Origin of the sequence: Bacillus pumilus (genome assembly GCF_900186955.1) — a bacterium.
GTDB classification, from domain to species: Bacteria; Bacillota; Bacilli; order Bacillales; family Bacillaceae; genus Bacillus; species Bacillus pumilus.
This window is the reverse complement of record NZ_LT906438.1, coordinates 3819314-3838020: the sequence shown is the minus strand read 5'-3', so window position 1 is coordinate 3838020 and position 18707 is coordinate 3819314. Positions and strand designations below refer to the sequence as shown.

The 18707-nt window shown below is 42.4% G+C and carries 18 protein-coding genes; 11 read left to right on the top strand and 7 right to left on the bottom strand.

The window, feature by feature from the left end; translation table 11 throughout:
• The first annotated feature begins 125 nt into the window (after positions 1 to 125).
• The 5 genes from CKW02_RS19995 to wrbA all read left to right on the top strand — a co-directional run bounded on the left by CKW02_RS19995 (position 126) and on the right by wrbA (position 5056).
• Positions 126 to 1091 (top strand): ABC transporter ATP-binding protein, encoded by a 966-nt coding sequence (locus CKW02_RS19995; protein ID WP_034620308.1) that lies wholly within the window; start codon positions 126 to 128, stop codon positions 1089 to 1091.
• On the top strand, positions 1084 to 2601 hold the full coding sequence (gene opuFB, locus CKW02_RS19990) for an osmoprotectant update ABC transporter permease/substrate-binding subunit OpuFB (protein WP_003215320.1): 1518 nt from the start codon (positions 1084 to 1086) through the stop codon (positions 2599 to 2601). The genes CKW02_RS19995 and opuFB overlap by 8 nt, the downstream gene beginning before the upstream one ends.
• Before the next feature lie 191 nt (positions 2602 to 2792).
• On the top strand, positions 2793 to 3764 hold the full coding sequence (locus CKW02_RS19985; RefSeq protein WP_034620306.1) for a ring-cleaving dioxygenase: 972 nt from the start codon (positions 2793 to 2795) through the stop codon (positions 3762 to 3764).
• Complete coding sequence (locus CKW02_RS19980; protein ID WP_034620304.1) at positions 3761 to 4369, top strand: alpha/beta hydrolase; 609 nt, start codon at positions 3761 to 3763, stop codon at positions 4367 to 4369. Before CKW02_RS19985 ends, CKW02_RS19980 begins: the two co-directional genes overlap by 4 nt.
• 18 nt (positions 4370 to 4387) lie before the next feature.
• The gene (wrbA, locus tag CKW02_RS19975) at positions 4388 to 5056 is read left to right on the top strand and encodes an NAD(P)H:quinone oxidoreductase (protein WP_034620302.1); all 669 of its coding nucleotides are present in this window, start codon (positions 4388 to 4390) and stop codon (positions 5054 to 5056) included.
• A gap of 48 nt (positions 5057 to 5104) precedes the next feature.
• Here the strand turns inward: wrbA and katX are convergent, their stop codons facing one another.
• The gene (gene katX / locus CKW02_RS19970) at positions 5105 to 6715 is read right to left on the bottom strand and encodes a catalase KatX (protein WP_372706121.1); all 1611 of its coding nucleotides are present in this window, start codon (positions 6713 to 6715) and stop codon (positions 5105 to 5107) included.
• Between the two features lie 84 nt (positions 6716 to 6799).
• Between katX and CKW02_RS19965 the strand changes: the two genes are divergently transcribed.
• The 3 genes from CKW02_RS19965 to rsiV all read left to right on the top strand — a co-directional run bounded on the left by CKW02_RS19965 (position 6800) and on the right by rsiV (position 8957).
• Complete coding sequence (locus tag CKW02_RS19965; RefSeq protein WP_003214666.1) at positions 6800 to 7456, top strand: hypothetical protein; 657 nt, start codon at positions 6800 to 6802, stop codon at positions 7454 to 7456.
• Positions 7457 to 7604: 148 nt separating this feature from the next.
• Positions 7605 to 8099 (top strand): RNA polymerase sigma factor SigV, encoded by a 495-nt coding sequence (locus CKW02_RS19960; RefSeq protein WP_003215191.1) that lies wholly within the window; start codon positions 7605 to 7607, stop codon positions 8097 to 8099.
• The gene (gene rsiV, locus CKW02_RS19955; RefSeq protein WP_003214892.1) at positions 8100 to 8957 is read left to right on the top strand and encodes an anti-sigma-V factor RsiV; all 858 of its coding nucleotides are present in this window, start codon (positions 8100 to 8102) and stop codon (positions 8955 to 8957) included.
• 44 nt (positions 8958 to 9001) lie between these two features.
• Here the strand turns inward: rsiV and CKW02_RS19950 are convergent, their stop codons facing one another.
• Complete coding sequence (locus CKW02_RS19950; RefSeq protein ID WP_003214584.1) at positions 9002 to 9931, bottom strand: manganese-dependent inorganic pyrophosphatase; 930 nt, start codon at positions 9929 to 9931, stop codon at positions 9002 to 9004.
• A gap of 302 nt (positions 9932 to 10233) precedes the next feature.
• Between CKW02_RS19950 and CKW02_RS19945 the strand changes: the two genes are divergently transcribed.
• Genes CKW02_RS19945 through rplI form a run of 3 tightly spaced genes read left to right on the top strand, consistent with a single transcriptional unit; the run spans position 10234 to position 13628 of the window.
• The gene (locus CKW02_RS19945) at positions 10234 to 11172 is read left to right on the top strand and encodes a YybS family protein (RefSeq protein ID WP_003214844.1); all 939 of its coding nucleotides are present in this window, start codon (positions 10234 to 10236) and stop codon (positions 11170 to 11172) included.
• Positions 11173 to 11202: 30 nt separating this feature from the next.
• Positions 11203 to 13182 (top strand): DHH family phosphoesterase, encoded by a 1980-nt coding sequence (locus tag CKW02_RS19940; RefSeq protein ID WP_003214961.1) that lies wholly within the window; start codon positions 11203 to 11205, stop codon positions 13180 to 13182.
• Positions 13179 to 13628, top strand: a complete 450-nt coding sequence (gene rplI, locus CKW02_RS19935; protein WP_044139055.1) for a 50S ribosomal protein L9 — start codon at positions 13179 to 13181, stop codon at positions 13626 to 13628. Before CKW02_RS19940 ends, rplI begins: the two co-directional genes overlap by 4 nt.
• 40 nt (positions 13629 to 13668) lie before the next feature.
• Here rplI and CKW02_RS19930 read toward each other — a convergent pair whose 3' ends face one another.
• The 5 genes from CKW02_RS19930 to CKW02_RS19910 form a co-directional block, all read right to left on the bottom strand.
• Positions 13669 to 14883: a CynX/NimT family MFS transporter gene (locus CKW02_RS19930; RefSeq protein ID WP_003214688.1), complete on the bottom strand. Its 1215-nt coding sequence runs from the start codon at positions 14881 to 14883 to the stop codon at positions 13669 to 13671.
• Positions 14884 to 14905: 22 nt separating this feature from the next.
• A complete protein-coding gene (locus CKW02_RS19925) occupies positions 14906 to 15052 on the bottom strand; it encodes a YycC family protein (RefSeq protein ID WP_003214589.1) in 147 nt (48 codons plus the stop codon).
• Between the two features lie 72 nt (positions 15053 to 15124).
• On the bottom strand, positions 15125 to 15859 hold the full coding sequence (locus CKW02_RS19920) for an alpha/beta hydrolase (protein ID WP_003214801.1): 735 nt from the start codon (positions 15857 to 15859) through the stop codon (positions 15125 to 15127).
• Between the two features lie 78 nt (positions 15860 to 15937).
• Positions 15938 to 16903 (bottom strand): ABC transporter substrate-binding protein, encoded by a 966-nt coding sequence (locus CKW02_RS19915; RefSeq protein WP_003215121.1) that lies wholly within the window; start codon positions 16901 to 16903, stop codon positions 15938 to 15940.
• A gap of 98 nt (positions 16904 to 17001) precedes the next feature.
• The gene (locus CKW02_RS19910) at positions 17002 to 18624 is read right to left on the bottom strand and encodes an AraC family transcriptional regulator (RefSeq protein ID WP_003215194.1); all 1623 of its coding nucleotides are present in this window, start codon (positions 18622 to 18624) and stop codon (positions 17002 to 17004) included.
• Between the last annotated feature and the right edge of the window lie 83 nt (positions 18625 to 18707).

The following is an 18707-nucleotide window of genomic DNA, read 5'->3' as shown; positions in this document are numbered from 1 at the left end:
TTTTGGCGGGCATCCTAGGGGAAGTATGTAAAAGAGAGAAAAAGTGACAGTTTGTTCTATACAAATACGGGGGCGATCTGTCATATTGGTAGTCTAGAAAATAATTGCAGTCAGGGTGTGGGAAGATGATTGAGTTTAGGAAAGTATCGATGCAATTTTCAGATGAGCGTTATGCCGTTGAATCTGTTGATTTAGAGATTCAGAAAGGTGAGTTTTTTGTTTTCATTGGACCTAGTGGAAGCGGGAAAACGACAACATTGAAAATGATCAATCGTCTCATTTCTTCAACAGAAGGTGAGATTTACATAAAGGGTCAAAAAATAAACGATTATGATATGTATGAGCTGCGCTGGGATATTGGGTATGTTCTACAGCAAATTGCTCTTTTTCCTCATATGACCATTGAAGAAAATATCGCTGTGGTGCCAGAGCTCAAACAATGGAGTCGGAACGAGATTAAAAAGCGAGTGGATGAATTGATGCAGATGGTTGGGCTTGACCCTGCTATGTATCGACATCGAAAGCCGTCAGAGCTATCTGGTGGACAGCAGCAGCGTATCGGTGTGGCACGTGCACTTGCAGCTGATCCTGAGATTATCCTGATGGATGAACCATTTAGTGCGTTAGATCCACTAACAAGGGAGAAATTGCAGGATGATCTGCTTGATTTGCAGCGCCGTATTCAAAAGACCATTGTTTTCGTGACGCATGATATGCAGGAGGCGATGAGGCTTGGTGATCGAATTTGTATCATGAAGGAAGGGAAAGTGGTGCAGATTGGTCGTCCAGAGGAATTGGTTCAACACCCAGTCAATGCTTTTGTTCGGGAGTTTGTCTCCGGGGCTGCTCGCCATGTAGGACAACAAGCGTTTGAGCTAGAAGTCTTGGCTAGACCAATGGCTCACGAGGCTCTTTTAGGCTATGAAGTGATCACAGCACATGCCACGCTGGATGAGGTCTTATCCCAATTGGCAAAGCATGAGGAATTGGCTGTGGAAAAGGATGGGGAGCGAATTGGACTAGTGAATCGTCAAGCTGTGATTCAGTTTTTAGCTGATTCACCTAGTGAGAGGGGCGAGTCACATGAATGATTGGATCAGTGTGTTATTGGATCGAAAAGAACAATTGGGACACGCCTTGCTTGAGCATATTCAAATTTCGTTTATTGCTTTATTTTTAGCCATTTTGATTGCCATTCCCTTAGGTATCTATTTAACGAGGGTGCCAAAGCTTGCAGAATGGGTGATTGGGGTGACGGCGGTCTTGCAAACAATCCCGTCGCTTGCGCTGCTTGGCCTGCTGATTCCTCTCGTTGGGATTGGGCAAGTGCCTGCGATTATTGCGCTTGTCGTTTATGCCTTACTCCCTATTTTAAGAAATACATATACAGGCATTCAGGAGGTCGATCCTTCCCTGAGAGAAGCGGCGCTTGCCATGGGAATGAATCACCGCAAACGATTATTAAAAGTAGAGCTGCCTCTGGCCATGCCAGTCATCATGGCAGGTATCCGAACCGGGATGGTTCTCATTGTGGGAACTGCCACACTTGCCGCACTGATCGGAGCTGGGGGATTAGGAAGTCTGATTTTGCTGGGAATTGACCGAAATGATATGTCACTCATTGTCATTGGCGCTATACCAGCAGCCTTACTCGCACTCTTATTTGATGTGGTGCTGCGTACGTTTGAGAAAATTTCTTTTAAAAAGACTGTGATTTCTGTGACGATTTTTGCTGTGATTGCAGGAGCTATTGTCGCAGGCCCATTACTATTTCAACAAGAAAAGAAGGAAATCACCATCGGTGGAAAGCTAGGATCAGAGCCTGAAATTCTGATCTCGATGTATAAGCTTTTAATTGAACAGGATACGGATATTCAAGTCAATCTTAAGCCTGGTCTTGGCAAGACGTCTTTTGTTTTTCAAGCTTTACGTTCTGGTGATATTGACATTTATCCTGAGTTTACGGGTACTGCAATTTCTGAGTTCCTTAAACAAACAGCGAAAAGCACAGATAAAGAAAAAGTGTATGAGCAAGCGCGGCGCGGTTTGGAATCATCCTTTCAGCTCCGCCTTCTTGAGCCGATGGCTTACAACAATACGTATGCTTTAGCCGTGCCTCAGTCGCTAGCTGATCAATATGATGTATCCAATATTTCTGATCTAGCTAAAATCAAGAATCGCATAAAGGCTGGATTCACCTTAGAATTTTCTGATCGACAGGACGGGTATCGAGGTATTCAAAAGACCTATCAATTTTCCTTTGATGATGTAGTGACGATGGAACCGAAGCTTCGGTATCGAGCGATTCAAAAAGGAGATATCAATTTAGTCGATGCGTATTCGACAGACAGTGAATTGAGGCAATACAAATTAAAGGTGCTTGATGATGATCAGCATGTTTTCCCGCCATATCAAGGAGCACCGCTGTTAAGGCAGGAGACATTAACGGAGTACCCTGAGATTGAGGCTTCTCTCAATAAGCTTGGTGGTCAAATCACAGACGATGAAATGAGAGAAATGAATTATGGAGTGAATGTGAAAGGTAAGGATGCATTTCAGGTAGCGAAAGCCTATTTAAAAAAGAAAAAATTACTGCGATAATCATGGAAGAGCAGGTCTGTTATGTAAAAGCAGACCTGCTTTTTTAAAAGGAAAAACAAAAATCGTTGACTTTTATTTAAAAACATCATATCCTTAATTCGAGATAAATATATTTTTTTGTTTTAATATCTCGAATTCGAGATAATATAAAGACGTCAGTAAAGACATAATGAATAGAGGCTTGTTACTTCATGATTAGGAGGTCATTAGAAGTGAAGAAAACAGAAGGAATTCACCATATCACAGCAATTGTAGGACATCCTCAGGAGAACGTTGATTTTTATGCAGGTGTTTTAGGACTTCGTCTCGTGAAGAAGACCGTGAATTTTGATGATCCAGGTACTTACCATTTATATTTTGGAAATGAAGGAGGATCTCCGGGAACGATTATCACGTTTTTCCCTTGGCCAGGTGCTCAAAAGGGACAAATTGGCGCAGGTCAAGTGGGCGTGACGACATATGTCGTACCGCCAGGCGCTTTCTCTTTCTGGAAGGAACGTCTTGAGCAATTTGATATTTCTTATGAAATGGTTGAACGCTTTGGTGAAGCCTTTCTCTCACTTGAAGATCCACACGGCTTGTTGATTGAGCTTGTAGAGCGTGCGGAAGGGAAACAAAATGAGTGGACATTTAATGGCGTTACGCCAGATGTTGCGATCAAAGGATTTGGCGGAGCTGTTTTGTTAACATCACAGCCTGAGCAAACGATGCAGCTACTAGAACAAACAATGGGATTTGAACGCGTTGGAGAAGAAGAGGACTATGTGAGATTTCGTTCGTTTGGTGAGATAGGCAATGTCATTGATGTGAACAAGACACCTGTTGCACGCGGACGTATGGGTGTTGGGGTTGTGCATCATATTGCATGGAGAGCGACAGATGATCAGGATCAGTTAGATTGGCAAAGACATATTGCACAAAGCGGGTATCAAGTGACACCTGTGCAAGATCGAAATTACTTCAATGCCATTTATTTTAGAGAGCTTGGCGGCATATTATTTGAAATTGCGACTGATCCTCCAGGGTTTGCACACGACGAATCAGTGGAAACAATGGGTGAAGCATTGAAACTGCCACCGCAATATGAGGCGCAACGCAGTCAGATTGAACAAATTGTACTGCCTATTGAGGTAAGAGAAATCAAAGGGAAAGGAGATTTATGATGAAACATCTTTTTCGAAAAGGAAAGAATGAACAAAGACCTGTTTTGTTATTACTGCATGGTACTGGCGGGACGGAAGAAGATTTATTGCCGCTTGCCGATTTAGTAGATGCTGACGCATCCGTTCTTAGTGTGAGAGGGAATGTGTTGGAAAACGGTATGCCGCGCTTTTTCAGACGTTTAGCAGAGGGTGTTTTCGATGAGCAGGATTTAATTGAGCGGACAGAGGAACTGTATACATTTATCGGAGAAGCAGCAGATGAATATGGGTTCGATCGTCACAATGTCGTCGCTCTCGGATATTCCAATGGGGCGAACATTGCAGGAAGTCTTTTATTCCATTACGAGGATGCGTTAAAAGGAGCGATCCTGCATCATCCAATGGTTCCAAGACGCGGAGTTTCATTGCCTTCATTGGCGGGGAAACAAGTCTTTATCGCAGCTGGTGAAAATGACCCAATGTGCCGTCCAGAGGAATCACAGGAGCTTGAGCAATTGCTGCAAGGCGCAGGCGCTTCGGTCACACTACATTGGGAAAATCGCGGACATCAGCTAACGAGAGAAGAAGTCGATGCTGCGGCATTATGGTATCGTCGTCAATTTTAATGAAGGTAGGGAATATAGATGGGATTTTTACAGAAGCTTTTTGGGCAAACCAAACAAAAGGAGATGGAACAAATGGAAAACGTAAAATTAGCAATTATTTATTATAGTTCAACAGGTACAAACTATCAGATGGCAAAATGGGCAGAGGCTGGAGCGAAAGAAGCTGGCGCTGAAGTGAAAGTATTAAAGGTTGCTGAATTGGCACCAGAAGCAGTTGTAGCATCAAATCCAGCATGGAAAGCACATTTAGACGAAACAAAGGATGTCCCAGAGGTTCAATTAAGTGATTTAGAGTGGGCAGATGCCATCATCTTTAGCATGCCAACACGTTTTGGTAACCTACCGGCTCAAATGAAGCAATTCTTAGACACAACTGGTGGCTTATGGTTCCAAGGAAAATTGGCAAACAAAGCAGTGAGTGCGATGACCTCTGCACAAAACCCAAATGGCGGGCAGGAGCAGACCATTCTCAGTCTTTACACAACGATGTTCCACTGGGGAGCGATTATTGCCGCTCCTGGATACACAGATGACTCATTATACGGTGCAGGGGGCAACCCTTACGGCGTGAGTGTCACTGTTGACCAAAATGGAAAGATCCAAGAGGACGCAGAAGCTGCTGCAAAACATCAAGCAAAACGTACAGTCAATGTAGCAGAATGGATCAAAAAAGGTCAAAACGCTTAATCAATGAATACAAAAAGAATGCAGCCCAGGCGCTGCATTCTTTTTTATTTAATAAGGATCTGATGGTGTGCTGTTGTTAATCGCTTCGTCTACAGCTTGTGCGGCGCCTGTAGACCCTATAGGTCCGCTTGGCTGTTCTTGTTTGAAGGCTTTTAAGCCGTCAGCGACACGCTTTCCGTAATCAGGGTCAGCCTTTGTAAAGTTTTCGATCATTTGCTCTTGAATGTCTTTTTGACAGGTCGCAAGGGTGTTGACTAAGTTCTTAATCAATTCCTCACGTTCCCAATCATTGAAGCGGCGATACGTTTCTCCGGCTTGTCCGAAGTTGTTCGGGCGGTCAATGGCTTCCCGTTTGACGTCACCCTCTACAAAAGGCGTATGATCCTTTCCAGCCTGCTTTGCTTCTTTTAATCCGCCGAGGATCGATGGTTCATAATTCACATGGGGATTTTGCCCTTTGCCTTGATCGACCTGGTATTCCATTTGCCCATCTCTTTGATTCGTGGCGACATGCTTTTTCGGTGCATTGATCGGCAGCTGTAAATAGTTCGGTCCCACACGATATCGCTGCGTATCAGAGTAAGAGAAGGTGCGCCCTTGAAGCAACTTATCATCTGAGAAATCCAAACCGTCTACGAGAACGCCAGTCCCAAAGGCAACCTGCTCAACTTCTGCGAAATAATTTTCTGGATTTTTATTTAATACCATCCGTCCGATCGGTTTCCATGGATAGTCATCCTTGTACCAAAGCTTTGTCGGATCAAGCGGATCAAAATCGAGGTGAGGGTGGGCATCATCTTCCATGATCTGCGCATAGACCTCCCATTCAGGATGATCTCCTTGCTCAATGGCTTCATATAAATCCTGTGTGGCATGATTAAAGTTTTCACCTTGTATCGCTTGAGCCTGTTCTTGCGTCAGGTTGCGAATCCCTTGCTTCGGTTCAAAGTGATATTTGACCAGCACTGCTTTTCCTTCATGGTTCACCCATTTGTACGCATGGACACCTGAGCCTTGCATGTGGCGATAGGTTGCTGGGATGCCCCAAGGTGAGAAGAGAAATGTCACCATATGCGTCGCTTCAGGAGATTGCGAAACGAAGTCGAAAATACGCTCGCCGTCCTGCCGATTGGTGACAGGATCAGGCTTAAAGGCATGAACCAAATCTGGAAACTTCAAAGCATCTCGGATAAAGAAAATTTTCAGGTTGTTTCCAACGAGGTCCCAGTTGCCTTCTTCTGTATAAAATTTAATCGCAAACCCTCTCGGATCGCGCAATGTTTCTGGCGAATGACCGCCGTGAATGACAGCAGAAAAACGAACGAAAACAGGAGTCTTTTTTCCTTTTTCCTGAAATAACTTCGCCCTTGTATAAGTGGAAATGGGCTCGTCACCGAATGTGCCATAGGCTTCAAAATAACCGTGAGCTCCTGCACCGCGCGCATGGACGACACGTTCAGGAATACGTTCGCGATCAAAATGACTGATTTTTTCTAGGAAATCGTAATTTTCAAGCGTAGTTGGGCCTCTATTTCCAACGGTTCTCATATTTTGATTGTCTGTTACGGGGTGACCTTGCCGATTTGTTAAAGTGTCTTCTGACTCTGAAGATGGCTTAGGGTGTTGATCTTCTTTCAATTCGAATCCCTCCTTCAATATCTCCCTAACAATATGGTCATCTTTCTCCCTATTTCATACAAGGATTGATATAATGATTGAAAACTTTCACGAGGAGCGAACCTGATGATTCGATTACACTGCCTTCATGCCCATCCGTCTAATCAGTCCTATATAGAAGACGTGTTTGGTGATACAGATATTGAGTTGCATCACACGGTCGATTCATCATTTATAGAACGTGCCACAAAAGATCCCGATTTTAATCCTCACAAGCAGCAAACCTATGCCATCAACAAATTGATGAAAGAAGATGAAGCCGACATCATTCTGCTCACGTGCACACAATATATTGCCGCTTTGGGTGATCAGCAGCATCTCTTTAAGCAACCGATTGTTCCGATTGATGAACCGTTATTTGAACTGATTTGTCAGAAAAAAGGGCCTCTTCAACTTGTGTTTTCAAACCCGAATACAGTGGAAGGGACAATGAAGCGGCTTGAGTCATATGCAAAAGAGTACGGCAAACAGATTGATGCAGAGGTTATGGTGATGGAGGATGTCTTTCACCTTTGCCTAAATGGTGATATGCAGGATTATGAGGAGCTAATCAAAAAGCAGCTCAGAAGATGTATGAAAAAAAGTGGAGACATTTGCGTGATGCAACTATCAATGGTTCATGCGGCACAGCAGATGAAAGAGGAGACAGGCGTTCCGATCATTCATCCGCTTTCTCCACTTAAACAGTTTGTCCATCAAACAATATCCGCTTTGAAAGAGTGAACCTGTCTGGTTCGCTCTTTTTGTATAGAAACGGAAATGGAATGACATGTTAAAAAATAATCGAGCGCAAACTATTTTCAAAAGGTGCGCGTCTATCCATTGTAAGAAATAACCGATGCGCATTTAAGATAAAGGAGCTCTTTGTAAAATGAAGAAACGAAAAATTGAGGATCAATTTGCTGATTACGTAATGGAGCATAAACACAGTTTTTATCGATTATCCTATAGTTATGTCAAAAACCCAGAAGATGCGATGGATGTCGTTCAAGAGGCGATTCATAAAGCACTCAAATCTGTTCACCGATTAGAGGATGCGACCAAGATGCATAGCTGGTTTTATAAAATCGTGGTGAACGCAGCCCTAGACTTTTTACGAAAGAAGAAGCGGGTGCAAGTGACAGACGATGATACGCTTGAATTCTTATCACAGGGTGAATCAGATGTATATGAGGATCAAGATGTCAGAAGAGCCATAGAGGATTTGCCCGAAATCTACCGGGGCATCATTATCTTGAGATTCTTTGAAGATTTAAAACTAGAGGACATCGCCCACATTCTCGATGAAAATGAAAACACCATTAAAACAAGATTATATAAGGCGTTGCGGCTTTTAAAAGTAGAATTATCGCAGGAGGAAATATAAATGGATAAGTATTTAGAACAGTTAAAAGAGGAATATTTAGAAATCCCCATTCCACCGGAATATGATGCTATGGTTGAACGGACATTAAAACGAAAAAACAAAAAACCTCATTTTCAGCAATGGACGATCGGACTTGTTGCTGCGGCTGCTCTATTTGTCACGACTGTGAATGTCAGTCCACAGGCGGCAAGAGCTATTTCGGAGATACCTGTCATTGGCGAGCTGGTGAAAGTCGTGACATTCACAGAATTTAAAAAGAGCGATCAAGGAACGAATATTGACCTTAAAACACCACACGTTTCAGGGCTTGGGGACGGAAAATTACAAGACAGCCTGAATCAAAAATATTTAGCTGAAAACAAAAAGCTGTATCAAGATTTTGAAAAGGAAACAAAGGGATATAAAAATGGTCATTTAAGTGTTGAGAGCGGATATGAAGTGAGAACAAACAATGACCAAATTCTCTCACTAGGTCGATACAAGGTGACCACTCAGGCGTCTGCGGCAGAGGAAATGACGTATGATACGGTGGATAAGAAAAATCATGTACTCATTACATTACCAAGCCTGTTTAAAGATGACCGTTATATTGATGTGATTAGTGAAAATATTAAAGAGCAAATGAAGAAACAGATGAAAGAGGATTCAAATAAGATTTACTGGATTACCAAGCAAGATACGGTTGATCCGTTTAAGAAGATTCAGCCAGATCAAAGCTTCTATATCAATTCAAAAGGCAAACTGGTGATTTCCTTTAATGAATATGATGTGGCGCCTGGTTACATGGGTGTAGTTGAATTCACGATTCCAACAAGTGTGTTAAAGGATATTCTTGTCAGCGATATGTACATTCATTAAAAGAAGAAAAAAGACTGCTGAACATGTCAGCAGTCTTGTTGTGTTTATGAAGAAAGTGCGTCTGTCAGTGCAGGTACGACTTGTTTCTTTCTTGATACAACACCTTTTAGTAAAGCGGTGTTGTTTTCAAGTGTGACGTTAAATGCTTTTTCTACTTTTGCAGCTTCGACACCGAGTGCAAGTGCAAGAGAGTCATTTTCTAGGATGTCTGTGATCACTAGAACGAATAGATCAAGACCTTTCGCTGCGATGACTTCATTGATTTTCGCTTCAATATCAGCCTGTCTTGCTGTAACTTCTGCGATATCTACTGTATTGACTTGCGCAATTTCCACTTTGCTATTGCCTAGTGCGAATTCTTTTGCATCAATTGTAATTAGTTCTTGAACCGTTTTTTGGCTTAGGTCAGCGCCAGCTTTTAGCATGTCTAGGCCGTAAACTTCTGGATCTACTCCTGCAATTTCAGCTAGCTCATGCGCAGCATCAATGTCTTGTTGTGTGCATGTTGGTGATTTGAATAGCAAGGAATCAGAAATGATTGCAGATAAAAGCAAACCAGCGATTTCTTTTTCAATCTTCACTTGGTTCTCTTTGTACATTTTGTTTAAGATTGTTGCTGTACAGCCAACAGGCTCAGCGCGATAGTATAGAGGTTCACTTGTTTCAAAGTTGGCAATACGGTGATGGTCAATGACCTCAGTCACTTGTACTTGATCAATATCGCTTACACTTTGTTGGAATTCGTTATGATCGACAAGAATGACTTGCTTTGTTTCGTTTGCAGCCGTTTCAATGAAACGAGGTGCTTCTTGTTTAAAGAAATCTAATGCGAATTGTGTTTCTCCATTGATTTCTCCAAGTCTGACCGCTTCTGCTTCGACGCCGATTTTGTTTTTTAGATCAGCGTAAGCGATAGCAGAGCAAATCGTGTCTGTGTCAGGGTTTTTGTGTCCGAATACGAGTGTTTTTCCCATGTGAATTCTCCTTCTTACATTTATTGATGATGTTTCTATTCTAACAGCTTTTGACCTTGAATTCAGGGTTTATAGCTAAGAATAATCTAAAAAATTGTAACATGCTGTTTGAAAAGTTGCATGTACGAATCGATATCAGTGTTCCACGTGAAACGCTCCTAAGATAGCCTGCATTTTACTTGCGATTTACCGCTATGGTAAAATAAAGGTTGGGGTAAGACATGGTGTAGCTTACATCGTACGTATACATAGAAGGACACATTGAGCAAGATATAGTAAAAGGATTAGATAGAGGTGAAGGTGTGAAACAAACAAAAGCGTTAGTAGAGGGCGCTATCATGATCAGTATTTTCTCTGTCATGACGCTGTTTTATTTGTATGTGCCGCTATTATCCATTATTTTCTTTCTAGCTGCTCCGATTCCGATCATCCTCTATACAATCAGGCACGGCTTGAAAAAAGGAATTGCTGCTGGCGCTATTGGGATAGTGATCAGCTTTTTAATTGGATCTATTAATGGACTCATGACGGCGCCAATTCTGATTGCTGTCGGATTAGGCATGGGTGTTTTCTACTGCAGACGGCAGCCTGGGAATGCCATCATTACAGGTGCGCTGATCTATTTATTTAGTTTTCTTATCTCCTTTGTTGTCAGTGTTCAGCTTTTTCAAGTCGATATCATGGGTATCGCGAAAGAGTCGATTGAGCAAATGATTCCGATGTTAGAGAGTGTCTTAAAGCAATCCGGCGCTTCTGAGCAGGACATTGCGAAGCAGCTGAAGCAGTTCAGAGAGATGCAGGATGCTGCATTGAGTGCTTTACCTGTCGCGCTGTTGATGTTAGTTACGCTGACGGCGTTCGTGAACCACTGGTTTGTGAAGCCTCTGATCAAACGGTTTGTCAAAGACATGCCAGCCTTGAAGAAATTTAAGGATATGCGGCTGCCAAAAAGCATGGTATGGTATTATTTACTCACACTGCTTTTGATGCTGATTCAGACGGAAAAAGGCAGCTTTTTATCGCTCGTTCAAACGAGTGCGTTTCAAATTTTATTTATACTGGTGCTTATTCAGGGATTTTCTTTTATCTTCTATTATTGCCACGAAAAAAGCATCTCAAAAGCGGTGCCCATTTTCGCTATCGTGTTAGGGGTTCTCTATCCGCCAGTCGCTGTGATTGTGCGTATTATAGGGATTGCTGACATAGGCTTTGATTTAAGAGAAAAAGTAAAAAACAAATAATTCACTCTGAATGTTGAGGAGTTGATATCAGTGCCAAGCTTCTATAGAAAACCTGTCATCAAGTATCCGATCATCGCTTTGATTTTCCTTGCGGTGGTCACAGTCCTCCTCAACCTTTATTATAATTGGATCATAGGAGCGGTTGGTCTTTTAGTCCTTGCAGGTGTGCTCTACTTCTTAAAGTGGGCAGATACGCAAGTGCAAAAAGAGATTGATTCATATATTTCAACATTATCCTATCGAGTCAAAAAGGTTGGAGAAGAAGCATTAATGGAAATGCCAATTGGTATTATGCTGTTTAATGACCAGTATTATATCGAATGGACAAATCCATTTCTCGCTTCGTGTTTTCATGAAAGCACGCTTGTCGGCAGATCCTTGTATGATACATTCGAGTCTATTGTGCCTCTTATTAAACAAGAGGTCGAGACAGAAAATGTGACGCTGAATGACCGAAAATTCAAAGTCATTATTAAACGGTCAGAGCGCCTTTTATATTTCTTTGATGTCACAGAACAGGTACAAATTGAAAGACAGTACGAAAATGAACGAACGGTGTTATCTTATATCTTTTTAGACAATTACGATGATGTCACGCAGGGGCTTGACGATCAGGTGCGCAGCACCATTAATAGTGAAGTGACGTCTCTGTTAAACAATTGGGCACAGGAATATGGCATTTTCCTGAAGCGAATTTCGTCCGAACGATTTATGGCGGTTCTAAATGAGAGCATTTTAGCAGAGCTGGAAGCGTCGAAATTCTCTATTCTAGACGAGGTCCGTGAGAAAACAGGAGCGCATAGTGCGACGCTTACCTTGAGTATCGGGATCGGTGCATCCGTACCTTCTTTAAAAGAGCTTGGGGCACTTGCGCAGTCGAGTCTTGATCTTGCCCTCGGACGAGGCGGGGATCAGGTAGCCATTAAGCAGCCGAATGGAAAAGTGAAATTCTACGGCGGAAAAACGAATCCAATGGAGAAACGGACACGTGTACGCGCACGAGTCATTTCTCATGCTTTAAAAGAAATTGTTTCTGAAAGCGGAAATGTCATGATTATGGGGCATAAGTTCCCAGACATGGACTCAATCGGTGCATCCATTGGGATTTTAAAGGTCGCCCAGGCTAATGGGAAAGAAGGCTATATTGTCATTGATGCCAACCAGATTGGGGACAGTGTTCAACGTTTGATTAGTGAAATTAAGAATTATGAAGATCTTTGGTCACGTTTTATCACCCCAGAGGAAGCCATGGAGCTTGCGAAGGATGACACGCTGCTTGTGGTCGTGGATACACATAAACCGTCTCTCGTCATGGAAGAACGACTACTCAATAAAATTGAAAATATCGTGGTCATTGACCATCATAGACGCGGCGAGGAGTTTATCCGTGACCCATTACTTGTCTATATGGAGCCGTATGCTTCATCCACAGCAGAGCTTGTGACAGAGCTTTTAGAGTATCAGCCGAAGAAATTGCGCATTAACATGATTGAAGCTACTGCGCTTCTCGCAGGGATCATCGTTGATACGAAGAGTTTCTCGTTGAGAACGGGATCAAGAACGTTTGATGCAGCATCCTATCTTCGTGCGAAGGGGGCAGATCCTGTCCTTGTCCAAAAATTCCTAAAAGAGACCGTCGATCATTACATCAAACGGGCAAAGCTCATTCAGCATACAGATCTGTATCAAAATCAGGTGGCGATTGCTTCATTACCGTCAGACAGCTCGGAGTATTATGATCAAATCACGATTGCCCAGACGGCAGATTCCCTGTTGTCAATGAGTGAGGTAGAAGCGTCATTTGCTGTCGCTAGACGAGATGACAACACGGTGTGCATTAGTGCGAGATCATTAGGAGATATCAACGTCCAAATTATCATGGAAGCGTTAGATGGCGGCGGTCATTTAACTAACGCTGCAACCCAAATGTATGGTATAACCATTGAAGAAGCGGTAGAGCAGTTAAAAGCTGCCATTGATGAATATTTCGAAGGAGGGGTTCAAAGATGAAAGTCATCTTTCTAAAAGACGTAAAAGGCAAAGGGAAAAAAGGCGAAGTCAAGAATGTAGCTGACGGATACGCTCACAACTTTCTCATCAAACAAGGGTTAGCAGTTGAAGCAAACCCAACGAACCTAAGCGCATTGGAAGGGCAGAAGAACAAAGAGAAAAAGAATGCCATCCAAGAGCTTGAACAAGCGAAACAATTAAAAGAAACACTTGAGGCGCTAACAGTGGAACTAACAGCAAAATCAGGTGAAGGCGGCCGTCTGTTTGGATCTATTACAAGCAAACAAATCGCTGATAAATTGCAAAAAGATCATCAAATCAAAGTCGATAAGCGCAAAATCGAGCTGAATGACGCCATCCGTGCATTAGGTTACACAAATGTACCGGTGAAGCTTCATCCAGAGGTACAAGCAACATTAAAGGTACACGTGACAGAACAAGCATAAACCGAAAAGAACCCGTCTCATGAGGAGGCGGGTTCTTTTTTTATGATGGATCTGAAATATAGACGCTTCGTCCGGCTCGCATACCGGATATAAACATGAAAAATAGGATGATGATAAAGATGATAATGGATGGCGTCCATGTATGTGTGAGATCAAAAAGGATACCGATCATGAAAGGACCAACGGCGGCTAATAAATAACCGAGAGACTGCGCCATTCCGGAAAGGGCAGCGGCTTGCTCCATATTGGTCGTCCGTAATCCGATAAAAGTGAGCGCCAGACTGATGCTGGCACCTTGTCCAATGCCGATCAATAAAACAGAGATCACAAGAATAGGCGTCGATCCTCCGAGAAGGAGCCCGATCATGCCAAGTAAATACACAAGGACAAGGCCCAAGACAAGCGGTCTTTGTGTTTTTAATTTTTCCGCGAAAACAGGCGTTAAAAAGGTGGATGGCAGCCCAGCAAACTGCATAATGGACAGCATCCAGCCGGCTGTCGACAGGTTCATTCCATGTGATGTTAAAATATCAGGAAACCAGGCGATGCTGCTATAAAAAAGGAATGACTGCAAGCCCATAAAAAAGGTCACCTGCCATGCGACACGCGAACGCCATATCGGCTGCTCTGTGAGCGAAATGCTTTTGACGGCCGCTGTGTTCTGATGAAGAAGCTGCGGCGCCCAGACCATCATCGCGAGAAGTGCAAGGCCAGCCCATACGAGGAATGAAGTATTCCAGCCGCCAGGCATTGCATGGCTGAGCGGAACACTGACACCTGATGCAAGTGCCGCAAAGACGGACATCGAAGTCGTATACACGCTCGTCATCAAACCAGCATGTGCAGGAAATTTATGCTTCACAAGCCCTGGTAAAAGCACATTACATATCGCAATCCCGACACCGACAAGCGCGGTTCCCACCATTAAGAAGGTGATCGAGCCAAACGAGCGAATCACAATCCCAAATAGAAGGACAGCAAGCCCAAGCCAAAGGGTTCGTTCATTGCCAAGACGCTTTCCGATTTTAGGTGCAATTGGAGAAAGCAATGCGAATGAGAGCAGTGGTAAAGTGGTGAGAAAACCCGCAAGTCCATTTGAAAGCTGCAAATCGGAACGAATGGCGCCGATGAGAGGTCCCACGGACGTAATGGCAGGCCGCAGGTTAAATGCAATGAGTAAAATCCCAGCAATCAGCAGGATGGTTTGTCCCTTGCTGCGGGGATGTAATGTTGATTGTTCTAGTTGTTGTTCCATGAATGTAAACTCCTTTATTTCTTTAAGAAGAACGATCTTTCTTCTGTTCAAGTTCTGCTAGTTTAGCGATTAAGATATGCTGCGGCATATGCATGATTTGTTCAATGGGTACATTAAGTGATGCCGCAAGTTTTTGTGCTGTATCGGCTGAGATTTGTAAAGGTCTCATACGCAAATCCCTCCTCTTTCAATCTATAGGTTCCAATATATCATATCGGCTTTGTGCCATGCAGATAAAAAATTAGAGTTCTCTTTGATAAAACCACTTTAGGGCTGATAAGAAATTTTTTTGAAATTGTTTCAGATGATGGCCCTCCCCTTGTTCGATGTGATAGTGCAGCTGCCATTCCTGCATCCCTTTCTGTAATAAAAGATCATGTAGTTGTTTATTGAATAAAGGCATGTGCTGTTGAGCAGATGTTTTGCCTTTACCTTCTTCACTGCCCACAGACAAATAAATAAGGTGATCCACATACTGAATGCTTTGTTGTTTAGCAAACGGCAGAAAATCTTGATACCAAAATGACCCAGAGATAGATGCGATGTTTTTAAAAAGAGCAGGGTACATCAATAAAGTATAAATTGCAAATAGCCCACCTAATGAAGCACCTATGTGACTATGTTCATGACAGGTCTGTTTGACTGGATATTTTCTTTTGATATATGGGAGCAAGTCATTCGCTAAAAATGACACATACGTCTGTGCCTCGCCTTTAAAGTCAGGAAACCCAGAGTGCAGTGATGACGCCTTCCATGGTGTATACTCGTCAAGTCGATTGAAGGGGTGTATGCCGACAATGATGATTGGAGAGATGGTTTTGGCTTCGATCAGTCTTTCGATCTCTAGCAGGTGTGTTCTAAACAAAGAAGAGCCATCTTGTACAAAGACAGCTGGAACATTAATAGAGGTGTCATGTGGAACGTAAATATCAAGCTGACGCCCGTTAAACTCGTCATATAGAAACGTTCCGTTCATATGTATTCACTCCTCAAGATTCTCAAATAAGCTGAAAAGAAGACAAAGGGCTAAACATTAACCCTTTGTCTTCTTTTTTTAGTTGTTTTTCTCTAACCATTTGACGGCCTTATCAAGGAAGGTTGTTTTGCTTAGTGCAGTTCCTCCTTGAAGCATAGGATCAACGACATTTTCATTGATGTGCCCATTTTTCACAGCTTTTAGGCTTGTCCAAATTTTATTTTCCTCTAAGTCCTTTAATGCGTTAGGTTTCGATGAGTTTTCCTCTTTAGAGAACTGAACGAAAATATAGTCAGGATTGAGTTCGCCCAGGCGCTCCAATGAAATCAATGCTTGTGCTTTGGCTTTTTTGATATCACTTGGTGCTGTAAATCCTAAGTCCCCATATAAGGTAGAGTTGAAGTATACGTCTTCAGGGTACACGTACAGGTCGCCTTGTCTAATGCGTAAAATGACAGCTGTTTTGTTGCTGCTTTTGTCTTTCAGGGTTTCTTTCGCTTGTTTGAGGTCTTTCTGATAATCAGAAATGATGTTTTTCGCTTCTTCACTTTTTCCAGTAAGTGTACCGAGCAATAAAAGATTGCTTTCCCAGTCAGAAGAGACATGGGATACTGGGATCGTTGTTTGGACTTTATCCAATTTTTTAATTGTTGCAGGTGGAAACTTTGTTGATCCGAGTATCACGTCTGGTTTTAGTTTTAAGATTTTTTCTAGATTCGGTTCTGTTTTTTCACCGATGCCTTCTGTTTTCGCTGTGATGTCTTTAAATAATTCAGGGAATGTGCCGCCTACTGTAGAAGCACCAATAGGCTCGATATTAAGTAATTTGGCATCTTCCATTGATTCTAGGCTTCCAGCAATGACAATTCGTTTCACTGGCGTTTTGAGTTTGTACGTTTGATCTAAGTAATTGATGTTTGTTTCTGCTATTTCAGCTGACTTGCTTTTGGTTGTGTTTGAAGCAGGTTTATTTTCTGCAGCACCACAGGCAGCTGTGGTGATCGTCATGATACAAAGGATAAGCAATGCTAACCATTTTTTCATTTGTTTTCTCCTTTAACTGATAATTGTTCTCAATTAAAGATTGTATTAGGCTTTTGTCCTTTTATCCATAGACAATTCTCTGTCAAATGATGGACTTTTTACGGAAAAAAAGATAAAAGGTCCTGAATGACTCGTTTATGACTGGCTGCTGTGTATTCACGCCAAGGGTCAGATGCTAGTGGATAGACTGCTTGTTGCGTCACAGCTTTGAGATTTTGCCAATCTTCCTGTTGCTTTAACTTTTGATAAAAAGCAAGGGTTTTTGGCTCCTTATGCAAGTAGAGGAAGATGGCGTCTGGATCTAGCTGTTGTATGGAGCGAATGGTGATTTTCTTTTCTATTAGCTGTCCATCATTCTGAAAAGCTGGCAGAAGACCAATATCATGAAAAATCACTTCTGACATGGTGCGATTTACAGACAAGTAGAGTTGATCTTGAAAGATACGAAGAGGCAGGACGGTTTTTGGTGGATGATCAAAAAGGCATGTCTTTTTCGCCTGAATGACGAGCTCCTCATAATGAATCAACCATTCTTCTGCTTCCTTCGCTTCGTTTAGGAACATAGCTGTTTGTCTGAATTGAGTGCGCCAATCCAAATGGGTGAATGGAACAAAGTGAACAGGACAGATGGTTTTCAACACTTGTTTTTCTTCCTCTGTCACATGATCATTGGCAATGATCAGCTCAGGTTTTGTTTCCTTTAATTGCTTTAAATTGGCTTCAGCGTGCTCATTGATCCGATGTGCACTCAGGTGAATCGGGATTTCTTCTGCATGATGCTCAAAATCATGTGCTGTCCATTTAGGGTGAAGAGGGGCAGCATACGGGATGATATGAATGGGTGTGAGCTGACCGAGTATGGAATGGCCATAGGCTGCAATTTTCCGCTGACGGCTTTTCATATAAGTAGAAGGGGTCATGCCCGTTTTTTTCTTAAAGATGCGGCTAAAGTAATAGGGATCTTGATAGCCGATTTCCAGTGCAATGTCTTTGAGCTTTGCGTTGCCTTTTGCCATTAGCTGTTTGGCTCTAGCCATCCTTTTCTTGGTGATATAATCAGTGACACTCACATTAAAATGCTTTTTAAATAGCTCACTGTAATGATTGGCGCTGATGCCAGCCATTTGAGATAGACTTGTAAGGCTGAGGGGTTCTTCGGAATGTTGATCAATATATTGTTTTGTTTTGAAAAGGGCATGTGTCGTGTCACAAATATCTTCATTATGCAGTGTGAAAAGCTGCAGGATGAGCTGTTGAAAAAGGGTTTGGCTTCTAAAAAAGCTAACGGATTCATGTCTTTTCCATTCCTCTGTCATTTCGGACAGTAAAGAATGAATTTGTTCAATTGAGCTAATATCGATAAATTGCCATACATTCAGTAAAGACCGGGCATGTTCAGTTGATACTTCTTCTATGTGTTGACCTTGCGGCGTGTACATTTGAAAGCGAAGCAGATAGAGCTCGTGTTTTTGATAAGGCTTTGTTTTTAACATAAATGTCTCATCAGACAGAATTGTATAGAGCGTTAGATTTTTCAATCGCCATTTTTGATCGTTCAGCGTGAGTAAGCCGCTGCTGCTTATGCTAACGAGGAGGCAAAATGTATCTGATAATTGCTGCTCCTTATGCGGAAGCTCTGCATTCTTTATTTTTTCAGCAAATGTCAATCGATAGATGAATTGTTCTGCCTTTGCCATTGTACGTAATTGATTGTTTCCCATAAAACCACCTGATCTCTTATTTGTTGATAAACATTCTCAATTAAATTGTAGCAGAAAGAGCTGGAAAGATGGTGATGTTTATT

Excerpts from the sequence above, each read along its gene's own strand:
- CKW02_RS19995 (WP_034620308.1), top strand. The coding sequence starts at position 126 with ATGATTGAGTTTAGGAAAGTATCGATGCAATTTTCAGATGAGCGTTAT.
- opuFB (WP_003215320.1), top strand. The coding sequence starts at position 1,084 with ATGAATGATTGGATCAGTGTGTTATTGGATCGAAAAGAACAATTGGGA.
- CKW02_RS19985 (WP_034620306.1), top strand. The coding sequence starts at position 2,793 with ATGATTAGGAGGTCATTAGAAGTGAAGAAAACAGAAGGAATTCACCAT.
- CKW02_RS19980 (WP_034620304.1), top strand. The coding sequence starts at position 3,761 with ATGATGAAACATCTTTTTCGAAAAGGAAAGAATGAACAAAGACCTGTT.
- wrbA (WP_034620302.1), top strand. The coding sequence starts at position 4,388 with ATGGGATTTTTACAGAAGCTTTTTGGGCAAACCAAACAAAAGGAGATG.
- CKW02_RS19965 (WP_003214666.1), top strand. The coding sequence starts at position 6,800 with ATGATTCGATTACACTGCCTTCATGCCCATCCGTCTAATCAGTCCTAT.
- CKW02_RS19960 (WP_003215191.1), top strand. The coding sequence starts at position 7,605 with ATGAAGAAACGAAAAATTGAGGATCAATTTGCTGATTACGTAATGGAG.
- rsiV (WP_003214892.1), top strand. The coding sequence starts at position 8,100 with ATGGATAAGTATTTAGAACAGTTAAAAGAGGAATATTTAGAAATCCCC.
- CKW02_RS19950 (WP_003214584.1), bottom strand. The coding sequence starts at position 9,931 with ATGGGAAAAACACTCGTATTCGGACACAAAAACCCTGACACAGACACG.
- rplI (WP_044139055.1), top strand. The coding sequence starts at position 13,179 with ATGAAAGTCATCTTTCTAAAAGACGTAAAAGGCAAAGGGAAAAAAGGC.
- CKW02_RS19930 (WP_003214688.1), bottom strand. The coding sequence starts at position 14,883 with ATGGAACAACAACTAGAACAATCAACATTACATCCCCGCAGCAAGGGA.
- CKW02_RS19925 (WP_003214589.1), bottom strand. The coding sequence starts at position 15,052 with ATGAGACCTTTACAAATCTCAGCCGATACAGCACAAAAACTTGCGGCA.
- CKW02_RS19920 (WP_003214801.1), bottom strand. The coding sequence starts at position 15,859 with ATGAACGGAACGTTTCTATATGACGAGTTTAACGGGCGTCAGCTTGAT.
- CKW02_RS19915 (WP_003215121.1), bottom strand. The coding sequence starts at position 16,903 with ATGAAAAAATGGTTAGCATTGCTTATCCTTTGTATCATGACGATCACC.
- CKW02_RS19910 (WP_003215194.1), bottom strand. The coding sequence starts at position 18,624 with ATGGGAAACAATCAATTACGTACAATGGCAAAGGCAGAACAATTCATC.